This window comes from Wocania arenilitoris (assembly GCF_021728535.1).
Classification (GTDB): Bacteria; Bacteroidota; Bacteroidia; order Flavobacteriales; family Flavobacteriaceae; genus Wocania_A; species Wocania_A arenilitoris.
In genome coordinates this window covers 125,335-138,524 of sequence record NZ_JAKKDU010000003.1, presented here as the reverse complement: position 1 = coordinate 138,524, position 13,190 = coordinate 125,335, and the positions used below count along the sequence as shown (strand labels likewise).

Here is a 13,190-nt window from a genome sequence, read left to right as displayed (position 1 = left end):
GAGTATTTCTATAAAAATTAATCTTATGAGTTATCTAATAATGAATCGTGTTTTGTGTAGAGTAGCTCTGCTACCTCTATTAACTTTTTAATCATATCATTTACGTTGGTATAATCATTAAATAATGATGACGCCATTTCTGCAGTTATTAAATTCTTTCTTATTAATTTATCAATAGATTTATTACTGTGCCTTTTATTTGCTTTGGCGTCTTTTTTTAACTCTTTAAGTTTTAACTCATAATCTTTATAATTCTCTTCTGTTCTAAATAAATATATAACTCTCAATACTTTTGTTAATTTTTTTCTAAAATTATTATATTCATCACGCATATACTTGTTATCTGTAGTTAAAGCCTGGGCAATATTTTTGTTTAATTCTTTAGCCTCTTTTACAATTTCAACCATTTTTATATTAGCTATTTTTATATCCGAAATTGCTTTAACTTGTTTTTTATTTAGTTTTAAATCACTTTCTGCAGTTGTGGCATATCTAATTATCTCACCATAAATATTTTTAACCTTAGTGTAGTATAAATCTTCAATATCTGTTTTAAAATCCGTATCAGATTTCTTTATGATTTCCTTTACCTTTTCATCAGATTTTATGTCTTCCCTATGAATATTTAAAGCATGCGAGACAATTTCAAAAATGCTGTTTTTATAAAGATATTTCGATTCTTTAACTAAAGTAGAAATTGCAGTCCCAGAGAATTTTAATGCCGCTGGATTTAAGTATTTTGGTTCATCTACATCTTTATCCGAATCTGGTCTTGCTTTAACTATTCTTAATAATAAATGTTCTAGTTTTTTAATAAAAGGAATCATAATTACAACACCTATAACATTAAAAATAGTATGAAATAATGCTAACTTTAATACGTAATTGGTGTTTACTATTTGCATAAATTCGGATAAATTATTTACCAATCTAGCCAATGGATAAATAAAAACTATAGCAATTAAACCCGTTATAACATTAAAAATAAGATGTGCTCCTGCCAACCTTCTTCCTGCAGCATTAGAACCTAAAGAACCTAAAACAGCAGTAATTGTTGTGCCTACATTAGCTCCTATGGCTAATGCTAGAGCGTTTTCGTATTCTATTTGTCCTGCAGCAAGTGCTGTTAAAATTAACGCTAAAGTAGCACTACTAGATTGTAAAATAGTGGTGATAATTATACCTAAACCTGTATATATAAACACCCCTAAAAAACCTGAAACTGCAAATTGCGATAAATCGATATACTCTTTAAAAACATCAAAACCTTCTTTCATGTAATGAATGCCTAAAAAGAAAAAACCTAAACCTGCTAAAACATTACCAATGCCTTTTAGCGCTGGTTTTTTTTGAAATGAAAAAACAATTCCGAAAACCAACATAGGCATCGCCAATGCTGAAATCTTAATTTTTAGTCCAAAACCAGCCACTAACCACGCTGTAGCAGTAGTACCAATATTAGACCCAAAAATTAACCCAATACCTCCTGCTAAAGTGATTAACTCTGCACTAATAAATGAAATAGTAATTACAGATACTAATGAGCTAGACTGAATTAAAGCTGTAACAAAAGCTCCGGCAGTAATACTTTTATAAAGTTTATTAGTCGCTTTTTTTAATATGTTTTGAAGTGGTCCTTTGGTAAAAACTTTAAAACCTTCTTCTAGCATTATCATTCCAAAAAGTAAAATAGCAACTCCAGCCGAAATTGCTTTAAAATTTGGATTAACAAAAAGGAGAATACCTAATACGATTAAAAATGCAAAAAATATTGTTTTTCTAATCATACCAAAAAGTAATATAAAATTCGTATTTCATGTGCTTATAATTATTGTTTTAAAACTGTCACACGAACATCCATTTAATCTCATACTTAAGTATAAAATATTAGTTATGGATGCTTTATAATTTAGTTTGTCGACTATACATTTTTTAAAATTTTGTTAAGTTAATTGATTCAGAATTTAAATCCAAAAAAAGGAGTTTAGTAGTTTCTTCTATTTATTTCTTATTTTGGAAAAAAACGAACCATATATTATGCGAATTTTAATTACTGCTTCTGTTCTCTTTCTTTTTAATTTTTTATCGTTTAGCCAGCAAATTAGCGGATTAGATGTGCTTGATAAAGCTATTAAATATCATGACTCACAAAATAAATGGAAAACATTTAACGATACGCTTTATGTTACTATGGAATCTCCTAAAAACTCTAATAGAACTTCAAAAATCATTATTAATTTACCCAAAGAGCAGTTTTATTTAAAAACAAAAAGAGATTCTATAATCTCTGAATATAATTTGAATAAAGATAAATGCTTAATAAGTTTAAACGGAAAAACAAATTTATCAAACGCGGTTTTAAAAACACATAATTTAAGTTGCGAACGTGCCAATCTTTACAAAAATTACTATACCTATTTATATGGTTTGCCTATGAAACTTAAAGACAAAGGCACTATAATTCATGAAAAAGTTGAACAAAAAACATTTAAAGGGAAACCTTATTTAGTATTAAAAGCCACCTATGAAGCATCCGTTGGTAAGGATGTTTGGTATTTTTATTTTAACCCAAAAACTTATGCCATGGAAGTCTATCAATTTTATAAAACTGACCACAATGGTTCTATTAAAAAAGATAGCGGAGAATACATTTTACTTACCGACGAAGAAATTATTAACGGTATTAAAATGCCTAAAACCAGAGCTTGGTATTACAATAAAGATGATGGTTATTTAGGGACAGATATATTAAATAAGTAGTAGTAAACACCCTAATATAGCTCCGACAAGAATAATCCACATTGTTGCTATTTTTTTCCAAAAGTAAGGTAACAACAAAATAAAGCTATTAGTATGGTTCTCCAATCTATAATAGCATCCATTGTCATAACAACCAAAACGGCAAGCATAACTGCCACTGCAGCAACATTTACAAGATTTAAAAAATATAGCTAAATTAACATAAAATAATATTAATGTTTTAAGCAAAAAACCACCTCAATTGAGAGATGGTTTTATAATATTAATTAAATAATATCGATATTAATTTAAAATTAAGATCCGCACATTAAACAATCGTCTCCTTCTGCAGCTTTGGCTTGAGCAATAAGTGCTTTCATTTCATCAGCACTCATAGGTTCAACTTCTACTTCTGGTTTATTTTGTTGTGCAAATTTAGCGGCATTTTGTGCTGCTAACTTCTTTTTCTTAGCTTCTTCTTGTTGTACTACAGCATTATTTGCCTCAACAGTTTCAGGAACAGGCTCTTCTTTTTTCTTAGTGTCTAAAGTAAATTTAATAGCATCAACAGCACTCTTAGTACGTAAGTAATACATGCCTGTTTTTAAGCCACTTTTCCATGCATAAAAATGCATTGATGTTAATTTTGCCATTGTAGCGCCTTCTAAGAACAAGTTAAGCGATTGTGATTGGTCAATAAAATACCCACGTTGGCGAGACATATCAATAATATCTTTCATACTAAGCTCCCAAACAGTTTTGTAAAGGTCTTTTATATCTTGAGGAATAACATCTATATGTTGAATAGATCCATTTGCTCTCATTATAGCCTGCTTTAGGTTATCATCCCAAAGCCCTAACTCTACTAAATCTTCTAATAAATGTTTGTTAACAACAATAAACTCACCTGATAATACACGGCGCGTGTAAATGTTTGATGTGTAAGGCTCAAAACACTCATTGTTGCCTAAAATTTGAGACGTTGATGCTGTTGGCATTGGCGCTACTAACAGCGAGTTACGCACACCGTTTTTAAGTACTTGCTTGCGTAATTTTGCCCAATCCCAATTACCGCTTAATTCTTCGTCTTTTAATCCCCATAAATTATGCTGAAATTCGCCTTTGCTTATTGGAGAACCTTCGTAAGTTTGATATGGACCATCTGCTTTTGCTTCTTCCATACTTGCTGTTACAGCGGCGTAGTAAAGGGTTTCAAAAATATCTTGATTTAATTGTTTTGCTTCATCACTAGTAAATGGTAAACGTAATTGGATAAACGTATCTGCTAATCCTTGAACACCTAACCCGATTGGACGATGACGCATATTTGAGTTTTCTGCTTCTTTTACAGGATAGTAATTTCTATCAATAACTCTATTTAAGTTTTTAGTTACACGTTTTGTAATACGGAATAATTCTTTATGATCGAATGTGCCATTTTTAACAAACATTGGTAAGGCTATTGATGCTAAATTACAAACAGCAACCTCGTCTGGAGATGTGTATTCTAAAATCTCTGTGCATAAGTTTGACGATCGGATAGTACCTAAATTTTGTTGATTAGATTTGCGGTTTGCTGCATCCTTGTACAACATATATGGCGTACCTGTTTCAATTTGAGATTCTAAAATTTTCTCCCAAAGCTCGCGCGCTTTAATGGTTTTGCGTCCTTTTCCTTCAGCTTCATATTTCGTGTATAAAGCTTCAAATGCTTCACTATGTACTTCGTCTAATCCTGGGCACTCATTAGGGCACATTAAGGTCCATTGAGCATCTTCTTGTACACGTTTCATAAATAAATCCGATGTCCACATCGCATAAAATAAATCACGCGCACGCATTTCTTCTTTACCATGGTTTTTCTTTAATTCAAGAAAATCAAAAATATCAGCATGCCATGTTTCAATATAAATAGCAAAACTACCTTTACGTTTTCCGCCGCCTTGATCTACATAGCGTGCTGTATCGTTAAATACTTGAAGCATTGGCACAATACCATTTGATGTACCGTTAGTTCCTGCAATATAGCTTCCTGTTGCTCGTACATTGTGTATTGCTAACCCAATACCACCTGCAGATTGCGATATTTTTGCGGTTTGTTTTAGCGTATCATAAATCCCATCAATACTATCTTCCTTCATAGTTAAAAGAAAACAAGATGACATTTGTGGTTTTGGTGTGCCCGAATTAAATAAGGTTGGTGTAGCGTGTGTAAAATATTTTTTGGACATCAGCTCATAAGTCTCTATGGCTGCATCTAAATCGTTAAGATGAATACCTATTGAAACACGCATAAGCATATGCTGCGGGCGTTCTGCAATTTCTCCGTTAAGTTTTAATAAATAAGAACGCTCTAAGGTTTTAAATCCAAAATAGTCGTACCCAAAATCGCGATTATAAATAATTGTAGAGTCTAATCTATCCTTATTATCCATAATAACTTGGTAAACCTCATCAGACAATAATGGTGCTTTTTTATTGGTTCTTGGGTTTACATAGGTGTAAAGATCGGTCATTACCTCGCTAAAGGTTTTCTTGGTGTTTTTGTGTAAGTTAGAGACCGAAATTCTAGCCGCTAAACGTGCGTAATCTGGATGTGCAGTTGTCATAGTAGCCGCAACTTCTGCAGCAAGATTATCAAGCTCACTGGTAGTAACGCCATCGTACAAGCCTTCAATCACTCTCATGGCTACTTTTAATGGGTCTACTAATTCGTTTAAGCCATAACATAGTTTTCTTACCCTAGCGGTAATTTTATCAAACATTACTTGCTCTTTTCTGCCGTCTCTTTTTACTACATACATAATTTTTACACGTTTTTAAGTTTTTTCTGAACCACCAAATTCAGAAAATGGTTAGCTGGATGTTCTAAAATTGAAACTAGTGGTTAATCAGTTTCAAGATCAGTTAATTAAAATATTTACTATTTGTTGAAAATCGCTCTCTTTGAGGTCTCAAAGACTGCGAAACATTTATATTAAAGTTTTAGCTCAATTTCTATTTAGAAATCTTCATCAAAACTAAATTTATTCTTTTCGTCTTCTTTATTAAGAACACCTGCCTTTTGATACTCAGACACACGTTTTTCAAAGAAGTTTGTTTTTCCTTGTAGCGAAATCATATCCATAAAATCAAAAGGATTGGTTGAATTGTATACTTTATCGCAGCCAAACTCCCCTAATAATCTATCGGTTACAAATTCAAGATATTGCGTCATTAATTTTGCATTCATACCAATTAAACTTACGGGAAGCGATTCGGTAATAAACATGCGTTCAATATCTAAAGCGTTTGTTAAAATTTCAGTAATTCTTTCCTTTGGCACTTTATTTATAATATGATTTTGATGTAAGTGCACAGCAAAATCGCAATGCAATCCTTCGTCTCTTGAGATAAGCTCGTTAGAAAATGTTAATCCTGGTAAAAGCCCACGTTTTTTAAGCCAAAAAATAGAACAGAAACTTCCTGAAAAAAAGATGCCTTCTACCGCTGCAAAAGCAATTAAACGCTCTGCGAAACTTGGAGAATCTATCCATTTAAGTGCCCAATCTGCTTTTTCTTTAATAGCTGGAAAAACTTCAATAGCATTAAATAAGGCATCCTTTTCCTTATCATCTTTTACATAAGTGTCAATTAATAATGAATATACTTCTGAATGAATATTCTCCATCATAATTTGAAATCCGTAAAAGAATTTAGCTTCTGTATATTGCACTTCAGATACAAAATTTTCAGCTAAATTTTCATTAACAATTCCATCAGAAGCTGCAAAAAAGGCTAACACATGCTTAATAAAATAACGCTCATCGTCAGTTAATTTGGTATTCCAATCGCTAATGTCTTGGTGTAAATCTATTTCTTCTGCTGTCCAAATACTTGCCTCTTGCTTTTTATACCATTCCCAAATATCATGATGTTGTATAGGAAAAATAACAAAACGATCTTTGTTTTCTTGTAAAATGGGTTCTATAGCTTGCGACATAGTTTTGTGTTTTTTTATAAAAGATTGGACTAAAAATTTGATGCAATTTCAGGATAACAAAGATTGTAAAATGATTGCTATCTTTTTAAAGAATTCAAGAAACCTTTTCAACAAGTTTTTAACAACCAAAAAAAATCTTACGTATTCAATGTTTAACATACAAAAAGATTTAAAATATTGATTATCAGTAGTTTAAATTTAATGGGGTTAGAATTTAAAATTGAAAAACAAACACGTTTAAGACCTATAAAACCCTTTGTTTAAAAGGCTTATTAGATGGTTTATAAATAGAAATTTTGAGTCTGTTAAAAAGTTTTAGCAACCTTTTCTAATTCTGTATACCAATCTTCGCCAAATTTTCTAACTAAGGCTTCTTTTACAAATTTGTAAACAGGAACTTGTAATTCTGCACCGAGCGAACAAGCGTCATCGCAAATCTCCCATTTATCATAATTTACAGCCGAAAATTCAGAATATGCCTTTACACGAATTGGATATAAATGACAAGACACTGGTTTTTTCCAAGAAATTTCTCCTTGATTATAAGCCTCTTCAATACCGCAAAGTGCTGTTCTTTTTTCGTCAAAAATTACATACGCACAATCGGCATTATTAATCAAAGGTGTTTCAAAATCGCCAAATTCTGTAGTTATATGTGTGCCTTGTTTTTCGATGGCTTCAATACCTTCTTTACGTAAAAAAGGCTTTACTTTAGGGTAAATATCTTTTAAAATTTTAACCTCTTCTTCATCAAGTGGTGCACCAGCATCTCCATCAATACAACATGCACCTTTGCATGCTGATAAATTGCACACAAAGTCTTTTTCTATAATATCTTCTGAAACTATGGTTTTTCCTAATTGAAACATTTTTAGGTTAAAAATTTGATGCTAAAATAGAGAAACTTTACTCGATAATCGAGATTTATATATTTTGAAAGTACTTTAAAAATTTTTATTCTTGTGCTTACAATCATTCATCAGCGTGATTTAATATAAGTTTAACCCTAAATTAGGGTTATAAATCGGTTATAATCATCTACTTTTGCCGAAAAAACTAAACTTAAAGTTATGCAACTTAATTTTAAAGAAATTTTTACTGCTTTTATGGTATTATTTGCAGTAATCGATATTATTGGAAACATTCCTATTGTTATAGATTTACGTAAAAAAGCAGGACATATACAAAGCGAAAAAGCTTCAATAATTGCAGGAATTATTTTAATTGTATTTCTGTTTTTAGGAAAAAGTATTTTAAACCTTATTGGCATAGATGTTAATTCGTTTGCAGTAGCTGGTGCTTTTATTTTATTTTTTATTGCATTAGAAATGATTTTGGGCATTACACTTTACAAACAAGAAGAACACGACTCAATGACGACTGCTGTTTTTCCTTTAGCTTTCCCACTTATTGCTGGACCTGGAAGTTTAACAACTTTACTTTCTTTACGAGCTGAATTTAGAACTGAAAATATTATTGTTGCTGTTTTATTAAATGTTATTATTATTTATATTGTGCTTAAAACATCGGCAAAAATAGAACGTCTTATTGGTCAAAATGGCATTAATATAGTGCGTAAAGTTTTTGGTGTTATTTTATTAGCCATAGCAGTAAAATTATTTGCTCATAATATTAAAGCTTTGTTTGATATAGTTTAAGCCCATAATGGGCATTTGGCAATCAAATACTAATTACAAAAAAAGTAAAAATAGATGAAAATACTAACTATAATACTTAGCATTATTGCCTTAGGATTAATTATTTTTAACCTTACTAAGGTAGATTTTAATGCGCCTTTTAAGGGCGATAGCATCATTGCCTTAATTACTATTTTAGCATCGTTTTGCGTTATTATAATGATGGGGATTTTACGAACCTCAAAACGTATTGAACAAAAAGTAAAAGAGAAGAGATAATGTTTGATGCTTTAATAATTGGTGGTGGTGCAGCGGGTTTATCATGCGCATTAGTATTGGGTTCTGCGAAAGAAAAAGCTTTTGCTAAAAACAAACAAGTTGCTATTATAACACATCAAAAAACATCACATTTACAGAGTGCGCTTTTTAATAATGTTTTAGGATTAAACCCTGGAACCACAGGTGCTTCTATTTTAGAAAGCGGAAAAAAACAACTACACGATTTATATCCGCATGTTAATCAAATTGAAAACGAAAAAGTTTGCAGTATTTCAAAATCTACAGGCGGTTTTATAGTTGAAACTAATAAAAATAACTACGAAGCTAAACTAGTTGTTATTGCTGTTGGTTACACCAACTTAATGACGATAAAAGGTTTAGAACAGTTTATTGAACCACACCCAAGAGCAAACATTGAAAAAGACCGCATTTGGTTAAAAAACACCAATCATTTAATTGAAGAAAACTTATATGTAGCTGGTACTTTAGCTGGTTGGCGTAGCCAATTTGCTATAGCTTCAGGAAGTGGCGCGCATGTAGCAACAGATATTTTAACGCTTTGGAATGGTGGTAAACATGTGAAGGTGCATGATAAGATTTAACAAAAACTACTTCCCATCACTCAACTTAATAACCTCATCAATCATAATATCGCGTTGATTGAACACTTCTTCAAAAGCGCCAGCACCAAAAAGTTGATCGGCTAAAGTGGCTTTAATGTATTGCTTTACTTCTTCGTGATAAGCCACAAAAGTAACTTTAGAATCGGCTCTTAAATTTAAATAATCTTGAAAAGCGAATACTAAATCCTCACCTACTTCAAAACTATCAATAAAATCTTGTCTTGAAATATCATCATAAGCATGTCGATCTTTTTCTAATTCTTCAAACACAAAATTACCAATAAAACCACGGCGTAGTAAATATGTAAGTGTTTCGTTATGCATACTATTATCAATAGGCACAAAAACATCTGGGATTATACCGCCTCCGCCATAAACAATTTTTCCTTTTGGGGTGGTAAATTTTAACGAATCGGCGACTTTAATTTTTTCAGGGTCTAAAAGCTCACCACTTTCTAACCTATCAAAATACTCATCATAATAATCTTTATGTCCTTTTTTATATGGTCGTTGAATGGAGCGTCCTGTTGGTGTATAATAACGAGATACTGTTAAGCGCACTGCACTGCCGTCACCTAAATCCATTTCACGCTGCACAAGACCTTTACCATAAGAACGCCTACCAATAATAGTACCTTTATCATTGTCTTGTAAGGCGCCTGCTACAATTTCGCTGGCAGAAGCTGAGTTTTCGTCTATCAACACATACACTTTACCTGCTTCAAACTTACCTTTACTAGTTGCATAACTTTTTTCGATACTGCCCCGTTTGTTTTTTGTGAATAAAATAAGCTTATCATCTTCTAAAAACTGATCAACAATCTGTTCTGCAATGCCTAAAAATCCACCAGGGTTATCCCGTAAATCTAATGCAATTTCGGTTGCCCCCAAATGGATTAATTTATCTAATCCCTTTTTAAACTCTTTGTAAGTAGATTCAGCAAAACGATTTATTTTTATATAGCCCAATTTTTCGGTAAGCATATAAGCGGCATCAACACTTTTAATAGGAATAATATCGCGTTTAACGGTAAAATCTAATAACTCAGGTTCGCCTTTTCTGTATACCTTTAATTTTACCTTGGTGTTAATTGGTCCTTTAAGCTTTTTAATAATTTCGACATCCTTTAAGTTTTTACCAAAAAGCGAATCGCCATTAGCCATAATAATACGATCACCGCCTTTAATACCAGCTTTGGCGCTTGGTCCATTTTCGGTTGGCCTAATAACTGCAATAGTATCTTTATAGGTGTAAAAACTAACACCAATACCAACAAAATCGCCTTTCATATTTTCGGCAACACGTTGCATATCTTCTTTAGGAATATAAACCGAATGCGGATCTAAATTATCCAGAATACCATTAACAGTAACATCAACAATACTATCGGTATTAATATCATCTACATAATCGTAATCAATATAATCTATAAGTCTGTTTAGTTTATCTTTTTTACTATTGGTTGAGAACAAGCGGTCTGGTGAGTCAGAAAAATTTAATTTTCCGCCAATAAAAATACCTGCTGCAATAGCAACACCTAGAATTAATGGTAAATATTTTTTTTGATTAGACATTATTCCTCTATAGTTTCTATTAATTTAAGTTCTATGCCTGCTTTTTTTAAAAAACGCAGTCCAGAATCGTCTTTGTATGCTTGATTGTAAACCACCTTTATTATGCCCGCTTGATGTATTAATTTGCTACACTCTTTACAAGGCGACATGGTAATATACAACGTTGCTCCTTTTGCTGATTGTGTTGACGATGCTACCTTTAAAATGGCATTTGCCTCGGCGTGTAATACATACCATTTAGTATAGCCTTGATCGTCTTCACAAAAATTTTCAAATCCAGATGGTGTGCCATTATAACCATCAGATATTATCATTCTATCCTTTACAATAAGTGCGCCAACTTGTCGACGTTTGCAGTACGATAATTTTCCCCACTCTTTAGCTATCCTTAAGTAAGCTTTATCGTATTTAAGTTGTTTGTCTTGAGACATTAATTTATTTTATAATTATGGCGTTACCTTTTACTCATACCTACAAGGTTAAAAAAACCTTGCAGAACCGCAAAAGGTCAGGCTTTTTGTTACAATCTTTTGCAAAAAAGCAAAAGGATTTCCTCTGCAATCCTTAACGCGAAACAATATAACGAATATACTCGGTTCGTATTTTAATTACAACGCAAGTTCGTTAAACTTTTCCGAAAATTTTAAGATAAAAACTCACTATTTAGTAGCATAGGAATTACCAAACCAACTACAATTGCAGATATTATCATAATCCAATCGCGTTTGGTAAACCTAAAAATAATTTGCACTAAGTAGCTTAAAAACAATACAATAAACACAATTATAACTTGTGCAAACTCTATCCCCAAAGCAAACTCTAACAATAACACGAGTTTATTATCTGAGTCGCTTAACAGCATTTTAAACTCGCGTGCAAAGCCTAAACCGTGTATCAAACCAAAAAATAAAGTGGTTAAAAAAAGCACACCTATTTTTTCCTTTTGCGCACCTTTGCCAGCTGTAAACACATTATAAAGCGCGACAATTAAAATGGTTACAGGTATTAAAAACTCAACAATTTGGGCGTTTACATTTACCACATTGTAAGCTGCTAAAACAAGTGAAAGTGTATGTCCTGAGGTAAATACAGAAACTAGTAGCAAAACACGTTTCCAGTCTTTAAAAACATACGGAACGGTAAGTACTATTAAAAATAAAACGTGGTCGTAAGCATTAATATCTAGTACGTGGTTAATGCCATATTTTACGTTAAATAAAAAATCATCAAACATCTTAATTAAGATTTAGGCTTATTGAAATATACAAATAAAGACTTTTTACGCCTATAATTCTATTTTTTAGCAGGATTATTATACTTTTTATTTAGTTGAAAAAGCATTTCTTTTGTAATAGCTTCTAGAGAAAAACTGTGTTTCCAATTCCAATCTTTTCTTGCCGAATCATCATTAATACTTTTTGGCCAACTATCTGCAATAGCTTGTCTATAATCAGGTTTATAGCTAATTTCAAAATCTGAAATGTGTTGCTTTATAGATGCTGCTACTTCTTTTGGTGTAAAACTAATTGCTGCTACATTATACGATGACCTTATTTTAACAGCATCTTTTTTTACAGTCATAATATCTATAGTTGCTTTTATGGCATCCTCCATAAACATCATTGGTAGTTGGGTGTTTTCAGACAAAAAGCAGTTATATGTTTTTGTTTTTACAGCATCATGATATATTTCTACAGCATAATCGGTTGTTCCGCCACCGGGCATAGCTTTATGGCTAATAATACCAGGATAACGAATGCTCCTAACATCAACACCGTATTTGTTATGGTAATATTCACACCAACGTTCGCCAACTTGTTTTGTAATGCCATAAACCGTTGTTGGCTCGCATGTAGTATGCTGTGGTGTGTTTTCTCGAGGCGTAGTAGGCCCAAAAACAGCTATACTACTAGGCCAGAATATTTTTTTTATAGCCCCTCCTTTAGCTAAGTTAAGCACATGAAAAAGGGAATTCATATTTAAATCCCATGCCTCCATTGGGTACTTTTCGCCAGTAGCACTAAGTAGTGCAGCCATCAAATAAATAGTATCTATATTGTGGTTTTTGCAACAATCTTTAATAGCATTAAAGTTTTTTGCATCAATAATTTCAAACGGACCAGAGTTTACAAGTTCTAAATTACGAGTATTAATATCGCTGGCAATAACATTGTTAACGCCATAAATCTCTCTAAGTTTAGTTGTAAGTTCTGTGCCAATTTGTCCGCAAGCACCAATAATTAATATTTTTGGGTTCATTTAAAAACACTGTCTGTAAGAATTTTTCAAAAATAATAAGATTTTATTGATAAATTCACAATATTAAGAAACTTTATAGGGGTACATTTTCGTTAA

Annotated in this window: 12 protein-coding genes; 4 read left to right on the top strand and 8 right to left on the bottom strand. The window is 31.9% G+C overall.

Translation table 11 applies throughout. The features are described from left to right. Positions 1 to 23: 23 nt before the first annotated feature. The gene (locus L3X37_RS03290; RefSeq protein WP_237238750.1) at positions 24 to 1,787 is read right to left on the bottom strand and encodes a Na/Pi cotransporter family protein; all 1,764 of its coding nucleotides are present in this window, start codon (positions 1,785 to 1,787) and stop codon (positions 24 to 26) included. Between the two features lie 250 nt (positions 1,788 to 2,037). Here L3X37_RS03290 and L3X37_RS03285 point away from each other — a divergent pair, with 250 nt between their 5' ends. Continuing rightward, complete coding sequence (locus L3X37_RS03285; RefSeq protein ID WP_237238749.1) at positions 2,038 to 2,760, top strand: DUF6503 family protein; 723 nt, start codon at positions 2,038 to 2,040, stop codon at positions 2,758 to 2,760. A 293-nt stretch (positions 2,761 to 3,053) separates the two neighbouring features. Here L3X37_RS03285 and L3X37_RS03280 read toward each other — a convergent pair whose 3' ends face one another. From L3X37_RS03280 to L3X37_RS03270, 3 genes are all read right to left on the bottom strand, one after another. Beyond that, positions 3,054 to 5,543 carry a ribonucleoside-diphosphate reductase subunit alpha gene (locus L3X37_RS03280; protein ID WP_237238748.1) on the bottom strand — a complete coding sequence of 830 codons (2,490 nt, stop codon included), beginning with the start codon at positions 5,541 to 5,543 and terminating at the stop codon, positions 3,054 to 3,056. Between the two features lie 197 nt (positions 5,544 to 5,740). Continuing rightward, positions 5,741 to 6,721, bottom strand: coding sequence for a ribonucleotide-diphosphate reductase subunit beta (locus tag L3X37_RS03275; protein WP_237238747.1), 981 nt, complete (start codon positions 6,719 to 6,721; stop codon positions 5,741 to 5,743). Positions 6,722 to 7,026: 305 nt separating this feature from the next. Further along, positions 7,027 to 7,590, bottom strand: a complete 564-nt coding sequence (locus L3X37_RS03270; RefSeq protein WP_237238746.1) for a DUF3109 family protein — start codon at positions 7,588 to 7,590, stop codon at positions 7,027 to 7,029. A 201-nt stretch (positions 7,591 to 7,791) separates the two neighbouring features. On the opposite strand from L3X37_RS03270, the gene L3X37_RS03265 reads away from it, so the two are divergent. From L3X37_RS03265 to L3X37_RS03255, 3 genes are read left to right on the top strand one after another with little or no spacing between them, the layout of a single operon-like run. Further along, positions 7,792 to 8,379, top strand: a complete 588-nt coding sequence (locus L3X37_RS03265) for a MarC family protein (RefSeq protein WP_237238745.1) — start codon at positions 7,792 to 7,794, stop codon at positions 8,377 to 8,379. Positions 8,380 to 8,433: 54 nt separating this feature from the next. Further along, entirely contained in the window at positions 8,434 to 8,637 is a 204-nt protein-coding gene (locus tag L3X37_RS03260; protein ID WP_237238744.1) for a hypothetical protein, read from the top strand. Beyond that, complete coding sequence (locus L3X37_RS03255; protein ID WP_237238743.1) at positions 8,637 to 9,239, top strand: NAD(P)-binding domain-containing protein; 603 nt, start codon at positions 8,637 to 8,639, stop codon at positions 9,237 to 9,239. Before L3X37_RS03260 ends, L3X37_RS03255 begins: the two co-directional genes overlap by 1 nt. Positions 9,240 to 9,245: 6 nt before the next feature. Here the strand turns inward: L3X37_RS03255 and L3X37_RS03250 are convergent, their stop codons facing one another. The 4 genes from L3X37_RS03250 to L3X37_RS03235 form a co-directional block, all read right to left on the bottom strand. Continuing rightward, positions 9,246 to 10,835, bottom strand: coding sequence for a S41 family peptidase (locus L3X37_RS03250; protein WP_237238742.1), 1,590 nt, complete (start codon positions 10,833 to 10,835; stop codon positions 9,246 to 9,248). Beyond that, entirely contained in the window at positions 10,835 to 11,266 is a 432-nt protein-coding gene (locus L3X37_RS03245; RefSeq protein WP_237238741.1) for a deoxycytidylate deaminase, read from the bottom strand. Before L3X37_RS03245 ends, L3X37_RS03250 begins: the two co-directional genes overlap by 1 nt. A gap of 212 nt (positions 11,267 to 11,478) precedes the next feature. Next, entirely contained in the window at positions 11,479 to 12,069 is a 591-nt protein-coding gene (locus L3X37_RS03240; RefSeq protein ID WP_237238740.1) for a HupE/UreJ family protein, read from the bottom strand. A 59-nt stretch (positions 12,070 to 12,128) separates the two neighbouring features. Next, positions 12,129 to 13,094, bottom strand: a complete 966-nt coding sequence (locus L3X37_RS03235; RefSeq protein ID WP_237238739.1) for an NAD-dependent epimerase/dehydratase family protein — start codon at positions 13,092 to 13,094, stop codon at positions 12,129 to 12,131. Positions 13,095 to 13,190: the final 96 nt, after the last annotated feature.

Excerpts from the sequence above, each read along its gene's own strand:
- L3X37_RS03290 (WP_237238750.1), bottom strand. The coding sequence starts at position 1,787 with ATGATTAGAAAAACAATATTTTTTGCATTTTTAATCGTATTAGGTATT.
- L3X37_RS03285 (WP_237238749.1), top strand. The coding sequence starts at position 2,038 with ATGCGAATTTTAATTACTGCTTCTGTTCTCTTTCTTTTTAATTTTTTA.
- L3X37_RS03280 (WP_237238748.1), bottom strand. The coding sequence starts at position 5,543 with ATGTATGTAGTAAAAAGAGACGGCAGAAAAGAGCAAGTAATGTTTGAT.
- L3X37_RS03275 (WP_237238747.1), bottom strand. The coding sequence starts at position 6,721 with ATGTCGCAAGCTATAGAACCCATTTTACAAGAAAACAAAGATCGTTTT.
- L3X37_RS03270 (WP_237238746.1), bottom strand. The coding sequence starts at position 7,590 with ATGTTTCAATTAGGAAAAACCATAGTTTCAGAAGATATTATAGAAAAA.
- L3X37_RS03265 (WP_237238745.1), top strand. The coding sequence starts at position 7,792 with ATGCAACTTAATTTTAAAGAAATTTTTACTGCTTTTATGGTATTATTT.
- L3X37_RS03260 (WP_237238744.1), top strand. The coding sequence starts at position 8,434 with ATGAAAATACTAACTATAATACTTAGCATTATTGCCTTAGGATTAATT.
- L3X37_RS03255 (WP_237238743.1), top strand. The coding sequence starts at position 8,637 with ATGTTTGATGCTTTAATAATTGGTGGTGGTGCAGCGGGTTTATCATGC.
- L3X37_RS03250 (WP_237238742.1), bottom strand. The coding sequence starts at position 10,835 with ATGTCTAATCAAAAAAAATATTTACCATTAATTCTAGGTGTTGCTATT.
- L3X37_RS03245 (WP_237238741.1), bottom strand. The coding sequence starts at position 11,266 with ATGTCTCAAGACAAACAACTTAAATACGATAAAGCTTACTTAAGGATA.
- L3X37_RS03240 (WP_237238740.1), bottom strand. The coding sequence starts at position 12,069 with ATGTTTGATGATTTTTTATTTAACGTAAAATATGGCATTAACCACGTA.
- L3X37_RS03235 (WP_237238739.1), bottom strand. The coding sequence starts at position 13,094 with ATGAACCCAAAAATATTAATTATTGGTGCTTGCGGACAAATTGGCACA.